At 71.0% G+C, this 18,966-nt stretch carries 19 protein-coding genes; 12 read left to right on the forward strand and 7 right to left on the reverse strand.

From position 1 onward, the window contains the following. Positions 1-95: 95 nt before the first annotated feature. From JYK17_RS10340 to JYK17_RS10350, 4 genes are all read left to right on the forward strand, one after another. Positions 96-1,715 (forward strand): acyl-CoA carboxylase subunit beta, encoded by a 1,620-nt coding sequence (locus JYK17_RS10340; protein WP_222810222.1) that lies wholly within the window; start codon positions 96-98, stop codon positions 1,713-1,715. A 22-nt stretch (positions 1,716-1,737) separates the two neighbouring features. Continuing rightward, entirely contained in the window at positions 1,738-1,947 is a 210-nt protein-coding gene (locus JYK17_RS10345; RefSeq protein ID WP_108013108.1) for an acyl-CoA carboxylase subunit epsilon, read from the forward strand. 111 nt (positions 1,948-2,058) lie between these two features. Next, positions 2,059-2,187, forward strand: coding sequence for a morphogenic membrane protein MmpB (gene mmpB / locus JYK17_RS40450; protein WP_258198326.1), 129 nt, complete (start codon positions 2,059-2,061; stop codon positions 2,185-2,187). 37 nt (positions 2,188-2,224) lie between these two features. After that, positions 2,225-2,845, forward strand: a complete 621-nt coding sequence (locus tag JYK17_RS10350; RefSeq protein WP_108013109.1) for a Maf family protein — start codon at positions 2,225-2,227, stop codon at positions 2,843-2,845. Here JYK17_RS10350 and JYK17_RS10355 read toward each other — a convergent pair. Beyond that, entirely contained in the window at positions 2,814-3,344 is a 531-nt protein-coding gene (locus JYK17_RS10355) for a hypothetical protein (RefSeq protein ID WP_108013110.1), read from the reverse strand. The genes JYK17_RS10350 and JYK17_RS10355 overlap by 32 nt on opposite strands. Positions 3,345-3,728: 384 nt before the next feature. Between JYK17_RS10355 and JYK17_RS10360 the strand changes: the two genes are divergently transcribed. Continuing rightward, positions 3,729-5,501 carry an acetyl/propionyl/methylcrotonyl-CoA carboxylase subunit alpha gene (locus tag JYK17_RS10360; protein ID WP_222810223.1) on the forward strand — a complete coding sequence of 591 codons (1,773 nt, stop codon included), beginning with the start codon at positions 3,729-3,731 and terminating at the stop codon, positions 5,499-5,501. 216 nt (positions 5,502-5,717) lie between these two features. Here the strand turns inward: JYK17_RS10360 and JYK17_RS10365 are convergent, their stop codons facing one another. Continuing rightward, entirely contained in the window at positions 5,718-6,707 is a 990-nt protein-coding gene (locus JYK17_RS10365) for a helix-turn-helix transcriptional regulator (RefSeq protein ID WP_108013112.1), read from the reverse strand. A gap of 202 nt (positions 6,708-6,909) precedes the next feature. Between JYK17_RS10365 and JYK17_RS10370 the strand changes: the two genes are divergently transcribed. Further along, positions 6,910-7,461, forward strand: coding sequence for a TetR/AcrR family transcriptional regulator (locus tag JYK17_RS10370; RefSeq protein WP_108013113.1), 552 nt, complete (start codon positions 6,910-6,912; stop codon positions 7,459-7,461). 89 nt (positions 7,462-7,550) lie between these two features. Here JYK17_RS10370 and JYK17_RS10375 read toward each other — a convergent pair whose 3' ends face one another. Together JYK17_RS10375 and JYK17_RS10380 are read right to left on the reverse strand one after the other, a co-directional pair. Further along, complete coding sequence (locus JYK17_RS10375) at positions 7,551-8,507, reverse strand: DeoR/GlpR family DNA-binding transcription regulator (protein WP_108013114.1); 957 nt, start codon at positions 8,505-8,507, stop codon at positions 7,551-7,553. A gap of 175 nt (positions 8,508-8,682) precedes the next feature. Then, a complete protein-coding gene (locus JYK17_RS10380; RefSeq protein WP_108013115.1) occupies positions 8,683-10,131 on the reverse strand; it encodes an NAD(P)H-quinone dehydrogenase in 1,449 nt (482 codons plus the stop codon). Positions 10,132-10,237: 106 nt separating this feature from the next. On the opposite strand from JYK17_RS10380, the gene JYK17_RS10385 reads away from it, so the two are divergent. The 3 genes from JYK17_RS10385 (at position 10,238) to JYK17_RS10395 (ending at position 13,444) form a co-directional block, all read left to right on the forward strand. Next, positions 10,238-10,675: a gamma-glutamylcyclotransferase family protein gene (locus JYK17_RS10385; protein ID WP_108013116.1), complete on the forward strand. Its 438-nt coding sequence runs from the start codon at positions 10,238-10,240 to the stop codon at positions 10,673-10,675. Between the two features lie 102 nt (positions 10,676-10,777). Continuing rightward, a complete protein-coding gene (locus JYK17_RS10390) occupies positions 10,778-11,602 on the forward strand; it encodes a purine-nucleoside phosphorylase (RefSeq protein WP_108013117.1) in 825 nt (274 codons plus the stop codon). Between the two features lie 210 nt (positions 11,603-11,812). Further along, complete coding sequence (locus tag JYK17_RS10395; protein ID WP_108013118.1) at positions 11,813-13,444, forward strand: phospho-sugar mutase; 1,632 nt, start codon at positions 11,813-11,815, stop codon at positions 13,442-13,444. A gap of 21 nt (positions 13,445-13,465) precedes the next feature. Here the strand turns inward: JYK17_RS10395 and JYK17_RS10400 are convergent, their stop codons facing one another. After that, positions 13,466-13,990 (reverse strand): hypothetical protein, encoded by a 525-nt coding sequence (locus JYK17_RS10400; protein WP_128802778.1) that lies wholly within the window; start codon positions 13,988-13,990, stop codon positions 13,466-13,468. 83 nt (positions 13,991-14,073) lie between these two features. Further along, positions 14,074-14,790, reverse strand: a complete 717-nt coding sequence (locus JYK17_RS10405) for a PH domain-containing protein (RefSeq protein ID WP_108013120.1) — start codon at positions 14,788-14,790, stop codon at positions 14,074-14,076. 443 nt (positions 14,791-15,233) lie between these two features. On the opposite strand from JYK17_RS10405, the gene deoC reads away from it, so the two are divergent. Genes deoC through JYK17_RS10420 form a run of 3 tightly spaced genes read left to right on the forward strand, consistent with a single transcriptional unit; the run spans position 15,234 to position 18,565 of the window. Beyond that, complete coding sequence (gene deoC / locus JYK17_RS10410) at positions 15,234-16,196, forward strand: deoxyribose-phosphate aldolase (RefSeq protein WP_108013319.1); 963 nt, start codon at positions 15,234-15,236, stop codon at positions 16,194-16,196. 5 nt (positions 16,197-16,201) lie between these two features. Beyond that, complete coding sequence (locus JYK17_RS10415; RefSeq protein ID WP_108013121.1) at positions 16,202-17,659, forward strand: aldehyde dehydrogenase family protein; 1,458 nt, start codon at positions 16,202-16,204, stop codon at positions 17,657-17,659. Further along, positions 17,660-18,565, forward strand: coding sequence for an aldehyde dehydrogenase family protein (locus JYK17_RS10420; protein ID WP_222810224.1), 906 nt, complete (start codon positions 17,660-17,662; stop codon positions 18,563-18,565). Positions 18,566-18,640: 75 nt separating this feature from the next. On the opposite strand, the gene JYK17_RS10425 is transcribed toward JYK17_RS10420, so the two are convergent. After that, the gene (locus JYK17_RS10425; protein WP_108013123.1) at positions 18,641-18,958 is read right to left on the reverse strand and encodes a hypothetical protein; all 318 of its coding nucleotides are present in this window, start codon (positions 18,956-18,958) and stop codon (positions 18,641-18,643) included. Positions 18,959-18,966 lie beyond the last annotated feature (8 nt).

Here is an 18,966-nt window from a genome sequence, read left to right on the forward strand (position 1 = left end):
GTGTGAAACGCCGCACTGCTGTTTCGTAGGCCCCCCACTACTCTACGGATGAGTAACCGTCCCCCCTTTTGAGCAGGCAGGGAGCCGCGATCCCGATGTCCGAGCCGGAAGAGCGTCAAGAGATCCATCAGACCCGTGGGATCGACATCCACACCACCGCGGGCAAGCTCGCGGATCTCCAGCGCCGTATCGAGGAAGCGACGCACGCCGGCTCGGCTCGCGCCGTCGAGAAGCAGCACGCCAAGGGCAAGTTGACGGCTCGTGAGCGGATCGAGCTGCTGCTCGACGAGGGCTCCTTCGTCGAGCTCGACGAGTTCGCGCGGCACCGCTCCACCAACTTCGGCCTGGAGAACAACCGGCCCTACGGCGACGGCGTCGTCACCGGCTACGGCACGGTCGACGGCCGCCCCGTCGCCGTGTTCTCCCAGGACTTCACCGTCTTCGGCGGTGCGCTCGGCGAGGTCTACGGCCAGAAGATCGTCAAGGTCATGGACTTCGCGCTGAAGACCGGCTGCCCGGTCATCGGCATCAACGACTCCGGCGGCGCCCGCATCCAGGAGGGCGTCGCGTCCCTCGGCGCGTACGGCGAGATCTTCCGCCGCAACACCCACGCGAGCGGTGTCATCCCGCAGATCAGCCTGGTCGTCGGCCCGTGCGCGGGCGGTGCGGTCTACTCCCCGGCGATCACCGACTTCACGGTCATGGTCGACCAGACCTCGCACATGTTCATCACCGGGCCCGACGTCATCAAGACCGTCACCGGCGAGGACGTCGGCTTCGAGGAGCTGGGCGGCGCCCGCACCCACAACTCCGCCTCCGGTGTGGCCTATCACATGGCCGGCGACGAGAAGGACGCCATCGAGTACGTCAAGCAGCTGCTGTCGTACCTGCCGTCCAACAACCTCTCCGAGGCCCCCGCCTTCCCCGAGGAGGCCGACCTCGCGGTCACCGGCGAGGACCTGGAGCTGGACACCCTCGTACCGGACAGCGCTAACCAGCCCTACGACATGCACACCGTCATCGAGCACATCCTCGACGACGCCGAGTTCTTCGAGACGCAGCCGCTGTTCGCGCCGAACATCCTCACCGGCTTCGGCCGCGTCGAGGGCCACCCGGTGGGCATCGTCGCCAACCAGCCGATGCAGTACGCCGGCTGTCTGGACATCAAGGCCTCCGAGAAGGGCGCGCGCTTCGTGCGCACCTGCGACGCCTTCAACATCCCGGTCATCACCTTCGTCGACGTGCCCGGCTTCCTGCCCGGCGTCGACCAGGAGCACGACGGCATCATCCGCCGCGGCGCCAAGCTGATCTACGCCTACGCCGAGGCGACCGTCCCGCTGATCACGGTCATCACCCGCAAGGCCTTCGGCGGCGCCTACGACGTCATGGGCTCCAAGCACCTGGGCGCCGACCTCAACCTCGCCTGGCCGACCGCCCAGATCGCCGTCATGGGCGCCCAGGGCGCGGTCAACATCCTGCACCGCCGCACCATCGCCGAGGCCGACGCCAACGGCGACCTGGAGGCGACCCGGGCCCGGCTGATCCAGGAGTACGAGGACGCCCTCCTCAACCCCTACATCGCGGCCGAACGCGGCTACATCGACGCGGTCGTCATGCCCTCCGACACCCGCGCCCACATCGTCCGCGGCCTGCGCCAGCTGCGCACCAAACGCGAGTCGCTGCCGCCCAAGAAGCACGGCAACATCCCCCTGTAGACCCGCGGACCCGGGAGCCGTCATGAACATCAAGGTCGTACGGGGCAACCCGACACCGGAGGAGCTGGCCGCCGCCCTCGCGGTGGTCCGCGCCCGCGCCGCGGCGGAAGCCTCAGTCCCGCCCGGCGCCCCCCGAGACCGCGACTCCTGGTCGGACCCGGCCAGGATCGCCACCCACCGCCTCCCCCAACCGGGCCCCACATCATGGACCCGCACCTACTGGCCGGGGTAACTGCAGTTTCCCCAGGGGCGCGGGGAACCGCGCACGTCATGGCAGCTCCGCGCCCCAACTTGAGTACGCGTACTCAGGCACCCTCCCAAGGCCAAGCCCCACGCTAGGGGCATGCTGTGGTCAGACCCCGAGGACGAACCCCCCAAAGACCTGCGCGAAACCCAGAACATGCTGCGCAGGCTCGGCCTCCTCATGGCCCTGGCCATGGTCCTGACCATGATCGTGATCGGCCTGAGGTAGCCCCCGGCCGAACCCGCGGCGCGACTACCCTGAGCGCATGACAGACGCCCCCCGCCGCCGCCTCGTCCTCGCCTCCCAGTCCCCCGCCAGGCTGAACCTCCTGCGCCAGGCCGGTCTCGCGCCGGAGGCCATCGTCAGCGGCGTGGACGAGGACGCCGTCACCGCTCCCACCCCGGCCGAACTCGCCCTCGCGCTCGCCGAGGCCAAGGCCTCCGTGGTGGCCGCCAGGCCGGACGTACAGGGCGCGCTGGTGATCGGCTGCGACTCGGTCCTCGACCTGGACGGCGTCGCGCTGGGCAAGCCCGCCGACGCCGAGGAGGCGACGGCACGGTGGAAGTCGATGCGCGGGCGCGCGGGCACCCTGCAGACCGGCCACTGCGTCTACGACACCGTCAGCGGCCGCTACACCTCCGCCACCGCCTCCACCGTCGTCCGCTTCGGCGAGCCCAGCGACGAGGAGGTCGCCGCCTACGTCGCCTCGGGCGAACCCCTCTACGTCGCGGGGGCGTTCACGCTCGACGGCCGCAGCGCGCCGTTCATCGACGGCATCGACGGCGACCACGGCAACGTGATCGGCATCAGCCTGCCCCTCGTCCGCAGGCTGCTCGCCCAACTGGGCGTCGGCATCACGGAGTTGTGGGCGCCGGCGGAGAAGTGAGGGGGGAGCCCTCGCCGCCCCTGCCGCCGTCCTTGCTGCCACCGTTCCCGCCGTTCGCGGGGCCGTCGGGGCCGGGTGCGGCGGGCGGGGCCGCGTCGGCGGGCTGCGCGGGCCTGTCGTAGGTCATCAGGAGCAGCACGATGAGCCCCAGCACCACCACCATGAGCAGGAACGCGCCCCAGCCCACCAGGCCCCAGGAGAACGCCCCCAGCAGCGCGTGCACCACGGCCGCGCTGATCAGCAGGATGCGCCCGAAGCCGGCCGGCGGACGGTCGCGCAGCGCCACGAGCAGCGCGACCACGCCGCATAGGGCAAAGTAGAGCCCGAAGACGATCCCGGCGATCTTCGAGGAGTTCGCCATCATGTCGGAGTCGAGTCCGGCAAGAGACATGTCCTGGCGGTCGACCACGATCCCCAGGAACCAGTTCAGCGCGGCCACTCCGAGCGCTTCCACGAAGAGCACGATCGCCACGACCCACGCCACCGGCCTGCGTATCACCGGCCCCCACCCACTTTCGACTGCCGCCCGAGTGGGGCGAACAAGGCTGCTGTTACCTCAAGTACGTTCGCTGCATCGCGAACGCTACTAACGGGTAAACGGCGGGACAAGGGTTCTACGGCGGGCAAAGATTCGTTGGGCCATTCGTAGGGACTCCACAAAGAAACCGAGTGGCCCGCAGCACGCTCTCACAGAGACCTTGACCACACGGGCGAGCTAGGGTTTCCGGGAGGAGTCCTGCGTGCCGCGGCGCGACAAGGGCTTTCGCGGGTCGAGCGAGCCTCGTATCACGCTCCGTGTGGGCAAGCTCACCATTGGGGACGGGTCGTAGTGCCGTGTAGCCAGTCCCTAAACTCGGCTTGTTTCAAGGAGGGAGCCTCAATCGTGCGCAAGGTGCTCATCGCCAACCGTGGCGAAATCGCTGTCCGCGTTGCCCGGGCCTGCCGGGATGCCGGAATCGCGAGCGTGGCCGTCTACGCGGATCCGGACCGCGACGCTCTGCACGTCCGGACCGCGGACGAGGCGTTCGCCCTGGGCGGTGACACCCCGGCCACCAGTTACCTGGACATCGGCAAGGTTTTGGGTGCCGCCCGTGAGGCGGGGGCGGATGCGATCCACCCGGGCTATGGCTTCCTGTCGGAGAACGCCGAGTTCGCCCAGGCCGTCCTGGACGCGGGGCTGATCTGGATCGGCCCGCCGCCGCAGGCCATCCGCGATCTGGGGGACAAGGTCGCCGCCCGGCACATCGCGCAGCGTGCGGGGGCCCCGCTGGTGGCCGGCACCCCCGACCCGGTCTCCGGCGCCGACGAGGTCGTCGCCTTCGCCCGCGAGCACGGCCTGCCGATCGCCATCAAGGCGGCCTTCGGCGGCGGCGGGCGCGGCCTGAAGGTGGCCCGCACCCTGGAGGAGGTGCCGGAGCTGTATGAGTCGGCGGTGCGTGAGGCGGTGGCCGCCTTCGGCCGCGGCGAGTGCTTCGTGGAGCGCTACCTCGACAAGCCCCGCCACGTGGAGACTCAGTGCCTGGCCGACACCCACGGCAACGTGGTCGTGGTCTCCACCCGTGACTGCTCGCTGCAGCGCCGCCACCAGAAACTGGTCGAGGAGGCCCCCGCCCCGTTCCTGTCCGAGGCGCAGGTCGCCGAGCTGTACGCCTCCTCCAAGGCCATCTTGAAGGAGGCCGGCTATGTCGGCGCCGGCACGGTGGAGTTCCTGGTCGGCGCGGACGGCACGATCTCCTTCCTTGAGGTCAACACCCGTCTGCAGGTGGAGCACCCGGTCACCGAGGAGGTCGCCGGCCTCGACCTGGTGCGGGAGATGTTCCGCATCGCCGACGGCGAGGAACTCGGCTACGGCGATCCCGAACTGCGCGGGCATTCCTTCGAGTTCCGCATCAACGGCGAGGACCCCGGCCGGGGCTTTTTGCCCGCCCCGGGCACGGTCACCGCGTTCGCCCCGCCGTCGGGTCCGGGCGTGCGCCTGGACGCGGGCGTGGAGTCCGGCAGTGTGATCGGCCCGGCCTGGGACTCGCTGCTGGCCAAGCTGATCGTCACCGGCGCCACCCGCGAGCAGGCTTTGCAGCGGGCCGCCCGCGCCCTGGCCGAGTTCCAGGTGGAGGGCATGGCCACGGCCATCCCGTTCCACCGCGCGGTGGTCACCGACCCGGCGTTCGCCCCCGAACTGACCGGCAGCAGCGAGCCGTTCACGGTCCACACCCGGTGGATCGAGACCGAGTTCGTCAACGACATCAAGCCCTTCACCGCCCCCGCGGATGCGGAGTCGGACGAGGAGCCGGGCCGGGAGACGGTCGTCGTCGAGGTCGGCGGCAAGCGCCTGGAGGTCTCCCTGCCGTCCTCGCTGGGCATGTCGCTGGCCCGCACCGGGCTCGCGGCCGGGGCGCGTCCCAAGCGGCGGGCGGCCAGGAAGTCCGGCCCGGTCGCCTCCGGCGACACCCTGGCGTCCCCGATGCAGGGCACCATCGTCAAGGTCGCCGTCGAGGAGGGCCAGGAGGTCAAGGAGGGCGACCTGATCGTCGTCCTGGAGGCCATGAAGATGGAACAGCCGCTGAACGCGCACAAGTCCGGCACCATCAAGGGCCTGTCCGCCGAGATCGGCGCCTCCCTCACCTCCGGCGCCGCCATCTGCGAGATCAAGGACTGACATACGGAAGTTCACGAGGCGCCCGGCGGTCTGGAGCAGTCAGACCGCCGGGCGCCTCGTTGTTTCCCCCGTGCCCCCGTTCCCCCGAGGCGTTGGTCGCGAAGCACCTGGGATCAGTGAAGCGGCGACGTGCGGAGGACCACCATCCGTCAATTCTGACGGGTCGCGACCTATCGCATCCGGACGGGCGTCGTACGCGTTCCGGGACGTGCGTCCTCAGTCGCCGATCAGCCCGAGATCCCGTCCCCTGCGCAGCAGCGCCGCCGTGTGTCCCGCCTCCAACTTGCGGTGCAGGGCGGCGATGTAGCCGCGCACGGTCGCCGTGGACAGGCCCATCCGCCGGGCCGCCTCGGTCGCCGTACGGCCCTCGTCGAGGTGGAGGAGCGTGCGGTACTCCTGCTCGGTGACCCCGAACCGGCGCGCGATCGCACGCCCCCGCGCGAGGTCGCGCAACAGAAGCAGAGCGGTGTGCCCGGGGCCCGCCGGGGGCACGTACCGCACCTCGATGTCCCGCACGGTGAACGACTCGGGCCGGCCGAGCCGCGGATCGCCCCGTACGACGGCGAGCAGTCCGGCGGCGACCGCGTTGAGCGCCTGCGGACGGCCGCGCTCATCGAGGGCGGCGACTCCGCGCTCCTGGTTTCCGGCCAGCTGCAGGGCCACGGCGGCGAGCGCGCGCAGCTGCTCGCGCTCGCGCACCGCCCGCTGGGCGACCTGGAGTTGGAGCTGCGCGAAGCCGAAGAGGTCACGGTCGCGTTCGGTGAAGTCCTCGCCCGAGCGGACCAGTGTGTACCCCGCGACCTCGACCGTGTCGGAGCCGCCCGAGGCCACCAGGTGCCGGCGCAGGCCGAAGGGACGGAAGTCCAGGTTGTAGCAGTGGGTGCGCTGCCACTGGAGGTCCCCGGCGACATCGCTCACCCGCCAGGCCTCCAGGGTCGGCGTCTGCATCATGACCTCGGTCAGCGGGTGGTCGATGGGGTGGTCGTAGATGACCATCGGGTCCTGGTGGAAGGCGTCCCCGGGCAGCGCGAGGGCGGTCAGGCCCATCCCGTCGACCGAGAGCCGGTAGCACTGGGCCGCGTCGGCGCCGATCAGTCCCAGCAGTTCGGGCAGGGCCCGTTCCTGCAACTCCTCGACGGAGTCGGACTCCTCGAGTTCCTCCACGAGCGTCAGCACCCGACGCGCGTCCGCACCACTGATGTCCATCCCGTTTCCCCCGGCGCTGCTCTCGCCTGAGACGACGTTACGGCCCGTACGGGCTCGGGGAAGCCCGCTCGCGCATCCTCGATGGCATCCTGGAGGCACAAGGGGGCGCGCACGAGGGCAGGTGGGAGGCGTGGTGGACACGACGTCGACGAAGGCGGCAGCACAGGGCGGGACGGCCGTGACGCCCGTGCCACCGCGACCCATGCGTGCCGACGCCCGCCGCAACTACGAGCGGCTGCTCGCCGAGGCCCGGTCCGCCTTCGCCGCCCATGGCACGGACGCGTCCCTGGAGGACGTGGCCCGTCGCGCGGGCGTGGGCATCGGCACCCTCTACCGCCATTTCCCCAACCGGCACGCCCTGTTGAGCGCCGTCTTCGAGGACGCGGTGGGCGACCTGCTCACCCGCTCCCGCGAACTGCTCGACGCCCCGGAGCCCTGCACGGCCCTGGTGACCTGGCTCCGCGAGACGGTCACGCACGCGAGCGAGTACCGCGGCCTCTCCCGCGCCCTCATGTCGGTCTCCTCCGACACGACCTCGGCCCTGTCCCGCTGCAGCGCCCCCATCCGCGAGGCCGGCAACGCCCTCCTGGCCCGAGCCCAACAAGCAGGCAAGATCCGCGAGGACGTGGCCATCCAGGACCTCCTCCAACTCACCCACGCCATCGCCCTGGCAGCAGAGGAATCCCCAACAGACCCCCACCTAGCAGACCGCCTCCTGAACCTGACAGTGAAAGGCCTGGCTGCAACCCCCTAAGGGGCGCGGGGAACTGCGCGAGCAACCCACACAGACCGATAGCCGCGCACCCACAACGACCCCTACGGCGAGGTGGCGAAACGGCGCAGCTAACGTCGCCGCATATCTGCAACGCGCCCGCCGCGCTCAGCCCCCGCCGAAGCCTCACCAAGAACCGCGGTCCGAAGACCAGCCGCCCCCCGCCGAGGCCCCGGCAGAGCAACATCACGGCGCCCCTGTCGCGGGGGGACAGAATCACCACCCGCCCCACCCGAACCCCCGGAGGACCCCCCCGCGACCGCGATCTGCACCCCCTGATCCGCAAGCGCCTGCAACTCGGTGGAGGCCCGGTCGTCATGCGCCGGAGGCTCATCCGTCACCAGACGCGTGATCACATCCGTGGGCACGGTCTGGAACATCGTGTCCGTCCCGAGCTTGGTGTGGTCGGCGAGGACGACGACCTCGGCGGCCGCCTGCACCAACGCCCGGTCCACGGACGCGGACAGCATGTTGGACGTGGACAGCCCGCGCTCGGCGGTCAACCCGCTCCCGGACAGGAAGGCCCTGGAGACCCGCAGCCCCTGCAGGGACTGCTCGGCACCGCTGCCCACGAGGGCGTAGTTGGAGCCGCGCAGCGTGCCGCCGGTCATCACGACCTCCACGCGGTTGGCATGTGCCAACGCCTGGGCGACGAGCAGGGAGTTGGTGACGACGGTCAGTCCGGGCACTCGGGCGAGCCGGCGGGCCAGCTCCTGTGTCGTGGTGCCCGCCCCGACGACGATGGCCTCGCCCTCTTCGACGAAGCCCGCGGCGAGGTCGGCGATGGCCGTCTTCTCGGCGGTCGCGAGATGTGATTTCTGCGGAAAGCCGGACTCCCGCGTGAATCCGCCCGGCAGTACCGCACCGCCGTGCCGGCGGTCGAGGAGTCCTTCTGCCTCCAGTGCGCGCACGTCCCGCCGTACGGTCACTTCGGAGGTCTGGACGACGCGGGCGAGCTCACGGAGCGATACTGCCCCGTTCGCTCGCACCATTTCGAGGATCAATTGGCGACGTTCTGCAGCGAACACGAAACTGACAGTAACCCCAACGACCGTCTGCTTTCAGCAGTTTGCGCCGAATAACAGAAGTTGTTCGCACAGGAGGGCGAGAAGTGGTATAGAGCCTACTCGCCCCGCCTATGCCGCACGCATGCTCGACAACTCCCCGTGACCAGCGAGGAGTTGGTTTCGGCCGGGTCGGAGCCTAGAGACCCGCGCCGGTCTTGCGGTTGTGGAGCTGGCGCGCGACCTCCGCGATCGACCCCGAAAGAGAGGGGTACACGGTGAAGGCGTTCGCGATCTGTTCGACCGTCAGATTGTTGTCGACGGCGATCGAGATCGGATGGATCAGTTCGGAGGCGCGCGGCGCCACGACGACACCCCCGACGACGATGCCCGTGCCCGGCCGGCAGAACAGCTTCACGAAGCCGTCGCGGATGCCCTGCATCTTCGCGCGCGGGTTGCGCAGCAGCGGCAGCTTCACCACGCGGGCGTCGATCTTGCCGCCGTCCACATCGGCCTGGGAGTAGCCGACGGTGGCGATCTCCGGGTCGGTGAAGACGTTGGAGGAGACCGTCTTGAGGTCCAGGGGGGCCACCGCGTCGCCGAGGAAGTGGTACATGGCGATACGTCCCTGCATGGCGGCGACGGACGCGAGCGCGAAGACGCCGGTCACGTCACCGGCGGCGTAGACACCGGGAGCCGTGGTCCTGGACACCTTGTCGGTCCAGATGTGCCCGGACTCGCGGACCCGGACGCCCGCCTCCTCCAGGCCCATGCCCTGGCTGTTCGGGATGGCGCCGACGGCCATGAGGCAGTGCGAGCCGGTGATCACGCGGCCGTCGGAGAGGGTGACCTCGACCCGGTCGCCGACCCGCTTGGCGGCGGCGGCGCGGGAGCGGGCCATGACGTTCATGCCGCGGCGGCGGAAGACGTCCTCCAGGACGGCGGCGGCGTCCGGGTCCTCGCCGGGCAGCACACGGTCGCGGGACGACACGAGGGTGACCTTCGAGCCCAGCGCCTGGTAGGCGCCGGCGAACTCGGCGCCGGTGACACCCGACCCGACCACGATGAGCTCCTCGGGCAGCTCGTCCAGGTCGTACACCTGGGTCCAGTTCAGGATGCGCTCGCCGTCGGGCAGGGCGTCGGGCACCTCGCGCGGGTGGCCGCCGGTGGCGATCAGGACGGCGTCGGCGGTGAGGGTCTCCTCGGTGCCGTCGGCCGCGGCGACGACGACCTTGCGGGAGCCGTCGAGGGCCTGCATGCCCTCAAGGCGGCCGCGGCCGCGCATGACCCGGGCGCCCGCGCGTGTGACCGAGGCGGTGATGTCGTGCGACTGGGCGAGGGCGAGCCGCTTCACGCGGCGGTTGACCTTGCCGAGGTCCACGCCGACGACCCGAGCGGCCTGCTCCAGCGGCGGGGTGTCGTCGGCCACGATGATGCCGAGCTCTTCGTAGGAGGAGTCGAAGGTGGTCATCACCTCCGCCGTGGCGATGAGAGTCTTCGACGGTACGCAGTCGGTCAGCACCGACGCCCCGCCCAGACCGTCGCAGTCGACGACGGTCACCTCCGCGCCGAGCTGGGCGGCCACCAGGGCCGCCTCGTATCCGCCGGGTCCGCCACCGATGATCACGATCCGAGTCACGTACCCCATTGTCCCGCACTCCTCAAGGTGCTACTGCCCGGGGGCGAGGCAATGGGTTCGCAAGGGGCTCCTGATACGGGCGGGGCATGCGGTCCGGCTGCCGTACCCTCGACACATGTCGCTCTACGCCGCGTACGCCGGCAACCTCGATGCGCGGCTGATGACCCGTCGCGCTCCCCACTCGCCCATGCGCGCCACCGGCTGGCTCAACGAGTGGCGGCTGACGTTCGGGGGCGAGCACATGGGCTGGGAGGGCGCGCTGGCGACGATCGTCGAGGACCCCCTCAGCCAGGTCTTCGTCGCGCTCTACGACATCGCCCCGTTGGACGAGGAGTCCATGGACCGCTGGGAGGGCGTGGGGCTCGGCATCTACCGCCGCATGAAGGTGCGGGTGCACACCCTGGAGGGTGAGGAGTCGGCCTGGACCTACGTTCTCGACGGCTACGAGGGCGGTCTGCCGGCGGCGCGGTACCTGGGCGAGATCGCGGACGCGGCGGAGTCCGCCGGGGCGCCACACGATTACGTGATGGAGCTGCGCAAGCGCCCCTGCTGACCACAGCGGCCCGGGTTTCGTTGGAAACGACAAGACAACGATCGCCATCCCGTGTGCTCTGTCATCTACGCGCGTAGGCCCAAACCGGCTACTCTCGTGCGCGTGAACGCATCTCTTCTTCCGGACGACATCCAGGGCGACCCCCACGCCGCCGCCGACGCCGCCGCAGCGCGCCTGCGCGAACTGACCGGCGCCGAGACCCACGACGTCGCCCTCGTGATGGGCTCCGGCTGGGCTCCGGCCGTGGACGCCCTCGGCGCACCCGACGCCGAGTTCCAGGTCACCGAGCTGCCCGGATTCCCGCCCCCGGCGGTGGAGGGACACGGCGGCAAGATCCGCTCGTACCGCTCCGGCGACAAGCGGGCGCTGGTCTTCCTGGGCCGTACGCACTACTACGAGGGCCGCGGCGTCGCCGCCGTCGCGCACGGCGTCCGCACCGCCGTCGCCGCCGGCTGCAAGACGATCGTCCTCACCAACGGCTGCGGCGGTCTGCGCGAGGGCATGCGCCCCGGTCAGCCGGTGCTGATCAGTGACCACATCAACCTGACGGCGACCTCCCCGATCGTGGGCGCGAACTTCGTCGACCTCACCGATCTGTACTCGCCGCGCCTGCGCGCCCTGTGCAAGGAGATCGACCCCACCCTGGAGGAGGGCGTCTACGCCCAGTTCCCCGGCCCGCACTACGAGACCCCGGCCGAGATCCGGATGGCCCGGGTGATCGGCGCGGACCTGGTGGGCATGTCGACGGTCCTGGAGGCCATCGCGGCGCGCGAGGCGGGCGCGGAGGTGCTGGGTATCTCCCTGGTGACGAACCTCGCCGCGGGCATGACGGGCGAGCCGCTCAACCACGAGGAGGTCCTGCAGGCGGGCCGCGACTCGGCGACGCGGATGGGCTCGCTGCTGGCGCAGGTGCTCGGGCGGCTGTAGGTGTAGGCGCCGGCGCCGTTGCCGGGGGCTGCTCCCCGGGGCGTATCCACCGGACACCGCCTGCCCAACGGAAACTGCCCGACCATCGGGCACCGCCTGTCCACCGGAACCTGCCTGTCCGGGCCGGAACTTGCCCGTCCAGGCCGGACGTTGCCCGTCCAAGCCAGACCTTGCCCGTCCACCGGAAACCGAACGAGAGGTTGACCGACCGTGCACGACGAACTCTTCGCGCGAGCCCAGGCGTGGCTGGCCGAGGACCCCGACCCGGACACCCGCGAGGAGCTCGCCGCGCTCGTCGAGGCCCGGGATGTCACGGAGCTCGCCGACCGTTTCGACGGCACCCTCCAGTTCGGCACCGCGGGTCTGCGCGGTGAGCTCGGGGCGGGGCCGAACCGCATGAACCGCGCGGTCGTGATCCGGGCGGCGGCGGGCCTTGCCGCGTACCTGAAGAACAACGGCCGGGCGGGCGGCCTCGTCGTCATCGGCTACGACGCCCGCCACAAGTCCGCCGACTTCGCGCGCGACACGGCGGCCGTGATGACGGGCGCGGGACTGCGGGCCGCCGTACTGCCCCGCCCGCTGCCCACCCCCGTCCTCGCGTACGCGATAAGGCACCTCGGCGCGGTCGCCGGCGTGGAGGTCACCGCCAGCCACAACCCGCCCCGGGACAACGGCTACAAGGTCTACCTCGGCGACGGCTCCCAGATTGTGCCGCCCGCGGACGCGGAGATCGCCGCCGAGATCGACGCGATCGCCGCGCTGGCCGACGTACCGCGCCCGGAGGAGGGCTGGGACACCCTCGGCGAGGACGTACTGGACGCCTATCTGGCCCGTACGGACGCCGTCCTCGCGCCCGGCTCCCCGCGCACCGCCCGCACCGTCTACACGGCGATGCACGGCGTCGGCAGGGACACCCTCCTCGCCGCGTTCGCCCGCGCCGGCTTCCCGGAGCCGGTCCTGGTCGCCGAACAGGCCGAGCCCGACCCGGACTTCCCCACCGTCGCCTTCCCCAACCCGGAGGAGCCGGGCGCCATGGACCTGGCGTTCGCCACGGCCCGGAAGGCCGATCCCGACCTGATCGTCGCCAACGACCCGGACGCCGACCGCTGTGCCGTCGCCGTGCGGGACGGCGGCGAATGGCGCATGCTCCGCGGCGACGAGGTCGGCGCGCTGCTCGCCGCGCACCTCGTGCGGCGCGGCGCCCGCGGCACCTTCGCGGAGTCGATCGTCTCCTCCTCGCTCCTCGGCCGTATCGCCGAGAAGGCGGGGCTGCCGTACGAGGAGACCCTCACCGGCTTCAAGTGGATCGCCCGCGTCGAGGGCCTGCGCTACGGCTACGAGGAGGCCCTCGGCTACTGCGTCGACCCCGACGGCGTACGCGACAAGGACGGCATCACCGCGGCCCTGCTCATCACCGAACTGGCCTCCGGGCTCAAGGAGGAGGGCCGTACGCTCCTGGACCTCCTCGACGACCTCGCGGTGGAGCACGGCCTGCACGCCACCGACCAGCTCTCGGTGCGCGTCGAGGACCTCTCCCTGATCGCCGCCGCGATGCGCCGCCTGCGCGAGCAGCCGCCGACGCAGCTGGCGGGCCTGGCCATCACCAAGGCCGAGGACCTCACCGAGGGCACCGACCGCCTCCCACCCACCGACGGCCTGCGCTACACCCTCGACGGCGCCCGAGTGGTCGTCCGCCCCAGCGGCACGGAACCCAAGCTGAAGTGCTACCTGGAGGTCGTGGTCCCGGTCGCGGCGCACACCGCACTCCCGGCAGCCCGCACGACGGCAAGGGACCGCCTCGCGGCGATCAAACGGGACTTGTCGAACGCCGCCGGAATCTGACGTCCTGGCCCCCGCGGCCTCTCAGGGGGCCTCGTCCTCCCGGTCGCATTTCAGCTGTGCGTCTATCTGGCCGCGGTTCATGACCTTGCCGGTGTAGGTCATGAATTCACCGGCTCGGAGGGCTGAGGAGGACAGTTTCTTCAGGTCGATCACGCCGTCCACGCTGTCGGTGCGCCGGCCGTCCTGCAGGACGCGCACGGTGATCACGAAGTTCTGGGGAAGGGGCCCCGTCAGTCTCTGGCGCTGCGTGGTGAAGCTGCTGGATTTCCCGACGGTGAAGAGTCCTCGGGCCGCTTCCTCATCGGCGGGCCTGTCCGCCTTCCACAGCGACTTGTAGTCGAAGCTGTTGCGGTTGGCGCGGACCACGATGGCTGCTCCGTCGACGGTCTGCCCCGGGCACAGCGGGTAGGCGACGGTGACGGATCCGCTGCTCGACTGCCTGTACCCGACGTCCGGAGGGTCGGAGGGGGTGCGTGTACAGGCGGACAGGGTCAGCACCACCGGCAGGCCGCAGCCGAGTGTCCACAGCAGTCTCTTGGTCAGCACCACCGACAGCCCCCAGGCCGGCTTCCTTCTCGTACGTGTTGTGTCACGCGCCCCCGGCCCACCCCCGAGCCGCCGCGCACCGCTCAACCAGTCGCCACCAGAATCGCCAACAGCACCGCCCCCGCCACCGCAGGCCCCGCGATCTCGTACGCCCAGCGGACCGTCACCTCACCACGCGCCGCCTCCGACTCCCCCTGGGTCTCAAGGAGTTCGCGCAGGTCGTCCATGACCTTGTCGGACTCGGCGCGGGCGGGCCCGTCGGAGACGTCGACGCTGCCGCGCGACATTCCGCCGAAGCCGAAGTTCATCCCCCCGCCCAGCCCACCGGTACGACGCCCGCTCTCACCTCTGGCCTCGGCCGCGCGCTGCGCGTTCGCCCTGGCGTCGCGCGCCGCCGCCTTCTTCCGGGCCCGCAGCGAGACGGGGACGGCCCACAGCTGGTACTTGCGGCCGGACTTCACGACGACCTCGTTGGAGTAGCCGGACCGCAGCGAGACGACCTCTCCCCAGGGCACCGTGACGATGCGGAAGGGGTTGCGGATGCGCAGCCGCTCGTCGCTCGCGTAGACGGCGGGGCGCAGTGTGAAGGCCGTGACCAGCGGGACGAGCAAGATCATCGCGGCCAGCGCCAGCCACGGGGTGCGGTCGTGCCCGGAGACGATCGCGTCGATGCCGAGCCAGGCCACGATGGCCAGCAGCAGGACACCTGCGGCGATACCCGAGGGTGACCTGTAGATACGGTCCTTCTGCCCCGGGGTGGGGGGCTGCGGCGCTGGTGACTCGTGGTCGGGGGTCGTCATGCCTGCGATTGTGCCGCATGCCCACGTCGCCCGACCGATCGCCCGGGTACGGGTGGGGGCGGCCGGTCCGCAGGCAGGTGCGGGTCCGTCCGGGCGCGGGTCCGGGTCCGTCCCGTACGCATGCCCACGTCGCCCGACCGCTCGCCCGGGTACGGGTGGGGGCGGCCGCCCCCTAGACAGGTGCGGCTCCGTCCGGACGCGGTCCGGGTCCGTCCCGTACGCGGGTCCGGGTCCACCCCGTACGCGCGTCCGGGTCCCTCCCGTACACGGTGCGCGTCCCACGCGGTACGCGCGTCCGGGTCCGTCCGGGCGCGGGTGCCGCTCCCTCCAGAGCGCGAGCCCCCCGCGCGCAAGGCACACCTCCCTCCCGACAAGCCCGCGCAGCGATCCCCCTCCCCGGGCTGTACAGCCGCTACGCGCGTAGATATGCTCGTCTGGTGACCATGCCCACTAATGCACCCTCCGCAGCTCACGCACTGACGGACGTCACCGCGTCCGACCGCACGCTGCGCCGCTTCCTGCACGGGCTGCCCGGCGTCGACGCGGTCGGCCTGGAGGCGCGCGCAGCCTCGCTCGGCACCCGTTCCATCAAGACCACCGCGAAGGCGTACGCGATCGACCTCGCGATCTCGATGGTCGACCTGACGACGCTCGAAGGCGCGGACACCCCGGGCAAGGTCCGGGCGCTCGGCGCCAAGGCGGTGAGGCCCGACCCGACGGACCGCACGGCCCCGCCCACCGCGGCCGTCTGCGTCTACCCCGACATGGTGCCCGTCGCCAAGGAGGCCGTCGCCGGCTCGACCGTGAAGGTCGCCTCGGTCGCCACCGCCTTCCCCGCGGGCCGCGCCCCGCTCTCGGTGAAGCTGGCGGACGTGCGCGAGGCCGTCGCCGCGGGCGCCGACGAGATCGACATGGTCATCGACCGCGGGGCGTTCCTCGCGGGCGACTACAGCAAGGTGTACGACGAGATCACCGCCGTGAAGGAGGCCTGCGGGACCGCCGCCCGCCTCAAGGTCATCTTCGAGACCGGCGAGCTGTCCACGTACGACAACATCCGGCGCGCGAGCTGGCTCGGCATGTTGGCGGGCGCCGACTTCATCAAGACCTCCACCGGCAAGGTCGCGGTGAACGCGACCCCGGCGAACACCCTGCTGATGCTGGAGGCGGTGCGCGACTTCCGCGCCCAGACCGGGGTGCAGGTCGGGGTGAAGCCGGCCGGCGGCATCCGTACGTCCAAGGACGCGATCAAGTTCCTGGTGCTGGTCAACGAGACCGCGGGCGAGGACTGGCTCGACAACCACTGGTTCCGCTTCGGCGCCTCCTCCCTTCTGAACGACCTGCTGATGCAGCGTCAGAAGCTGGCCACCGGCCGCTACTCCGGCCCCGACTATGTGACGGTGGACTGATCACCATGGCTTCTGTCTTCGAATACGCCCCGGCGCCCGAGTCCCGCTCGATCGCCGACATCGCCCCGTCCTACGGCCTGTTCATCGACGGCGAGTTCACGGAGGCCGCCGACGGCAAGGTCTTCAAGACCGTCTCGCCGTCGACGGAGGAGGTCCTCTCCGAGATCGCCCAGGCGGGCGAGGCGGACGTGGACCGCGCGGTGAAGGCCGCGCGCAGGGCCTTCGAGAAGTGGTCGGCGCTGCCCGGTGCCGAGCGCGCCAAGTACCTGTTCCGCATCGCCCGTATCATCCAGGAGCGCAGCCGTGAGCTGGCCGTCCTGGAGACGCTGGACAACGGCAAGCCGATCAGGGAGACGCGCGACGCGGACCTCCCGCTGGTCGCCGCGCACTTCTTCTACTACGCGGGCTGGGCCGACAAGCTCGACCACGCCGGCTTCGGCGCCGACCCGCGCCCGCTGGGCGTGGCCGGCCAGGTCATCCCGTGGAACTTCCCGCTGCTGATGCTGGCGTGGAAGATCGCCCCCGCGCTGGCCACGGGCAACACGGTCGTCCTGAAGCCCGCCGAGACCACCCCGCTCTCCGCGCTCTTCTTCGCGGACATCTGCCGCCAGGCCGGCCTGCCGAAGGGCGTCGTCAACATCCTTCCGGGATACGGCGACGCGGGCGCCGCGCTCGTCGCGCACCCGGACGTGAACAAGGTCGCCTTCACCGGCTCCACGGCCGTCGGCAAGCAGATCGCGCGGACGGTCGCGGGCACCCGCAAGAAGCTCACCCTCGAACTGGGCGGCAAGGGCGCCAACATCGTCTTCGACGACGCCCCGATCGACCAGGCGGTGGAGGGGATCGTCAACGGCATCTTCTTCAACCAGGGCCAGGTCTGCTGCGCCGGCAGCCGGCTGCTCGTGCAGGAGTCGATCGAGGACGAACTCCTCGACTCCCTCAAGCGGCGGCTGTCCACGCTGCGGCTCGGCGACCCGATGGACAAGAACACCGACATCGGCGCCATCAACTCCGCGGAGCAGCTCTCCCGTATCACCGCGCTCGTCGAGCGGGGCGAGGCGGAGGGTGCCGAGCGCTGGTCGCCGGCCTGTGAACTCCCGGAGAGCGGTTACTGGTTCGCCCCGACGCTGTTCACCAACGTCACCCAGGCGCACACCATCGCCCGCGACGAGATCTTCGGCCCGGTGCTGTCGGTCCTCACCTTCCGCACCCCGGACGAGGCGGTCGCCAAGGCGAACAACACGCCGTACGGCCTGTCGGCGGGCATCTGGACGGAGAAGGGTTCGCGCATCCTCGCGGTCGCGAACAAGCTCCGGGCGGGCGTCATCTGGTCCAACACGTTCAACAAGTTCGACCCGACCTCGCCGTTCGGCGGCTACAAGGAGTCGGGCTTCGGCCGCGAGGGCGGTCGCCACGGCCTGGAGGCGTACCTCGCCCCGTCGAGCCCGGAGGGCGAGCGATAAATGAGTGCAGTTGAGCGCCTGTCTGTTTTCAAGACCTACAAGCTGTACGTGGGCGGGAAGTTCCCGCGTTCCGAGAGCGGCCGGGTGTACGAGGTGACCGACAAGAAGGGCAACTGGCTGGCGAACGTGCCCCTTTCGTCCCGCAAGGACGCCCGTGACGCGGTGGTCGCCGCCCGCAAGGCGTTCGGCGGCTGGTCCGGCGCGACGGCCTACAACCGCGGCCAAGTCCTCTACCGCGTCGCGGAGATGCTGGAGGGCCGCAAGGAGCAGTTCGTCCGTGAGGTCGCCGAGTCGGAGGGGCTGTCGAAGCCGAAGGCGGCCGCCGTCGTCGACGCCGCGATCGACCGCTGGGTCTGGTACGCGGGCTGGACCGACAAGATCGCCCAGGTCGTGGGCGGCGGCAACCCGGTCGCGGGCCCGTTCTTCAACCTCTCCTCGCCGGAGCCGACGGGTGTGGTCGTGGTCCTCGCACCGCAGGAGTCGTCCTTCCTGGGCCTGGTCTCGGTGATCGCCCCGGTGATCGCGACCGGCAACACCGCGATCGTGGTCGCGAGCGAGCGGGCCCCGCTGCCCGCCCTGTCGCTGGGCGAGGTGCTGGCCACCTCCGACCTGCCCGGCGGTGTCGTCAACGTCCTGTCCGGCCGTACGGCGGAGATCGCGACGCCGCTCGCCGCGCACCAGGACGTCAACGCGATCGACCTCGCGGGCGCCGGCACCGACGATGGCCTGGCGAAGGAGCTGGAGATCGCGGCCGCCGACAATCTGAAGCGGGTTCTTCGTCCACAGCCTGTGGACGGAGCCGACTGGGCGGCGACGCCGGGGACGGAGCGCATGACGGCGTTCCTGGAGACGAAGACCGTCTGGCACCCGACGGGCGCGCTGGGCGCGTCCGGCTCGTCGTACTGAGCCCGTCCGCTCCGGCAGACCGAGAGCCGCGTCCTCCCTCCGTCCGGGGAGAACGCGGCTCTCTCCTGTGCGCGGTCAGGACAGGCCGCTCGCGCCGCCGCCCAGCAGTCCCGCGACGCCTTCCAGCGCCGGTACGGCACCGACCGGGCCGGTCTGCGTGACCGGGCCGGTCAGCTGGGAGAGCGGGATGTCCACGCCGTTGCCGTGCGGGTCGCCGGCGGCGCCCCTCAGGATCGTGATGTCGCCCCCGACGCCGTTCAGCGGGCCCACCTGCGGCACGGCGGGGGCCGCGGACGCGGTCGCCGCGCCCGCCCCCAGAGCGGCCGAGGCGGTCGCGAGGGCGATCAGGGCGCGCGCCGCGGTGGAGTTGAGGGGGGACGAGTGTCGTGCCATGGGTGCGG

The organism is Streptomyces plumbidurans (assembly GCF_019857225.1).
GTDB classification, from domain to species: Bacteria; Actinomycetota; Actinomycetes; order Streptomycetales; family Streptomycetaceae; genus Streptomyces; species Streptomyces plumbidurans.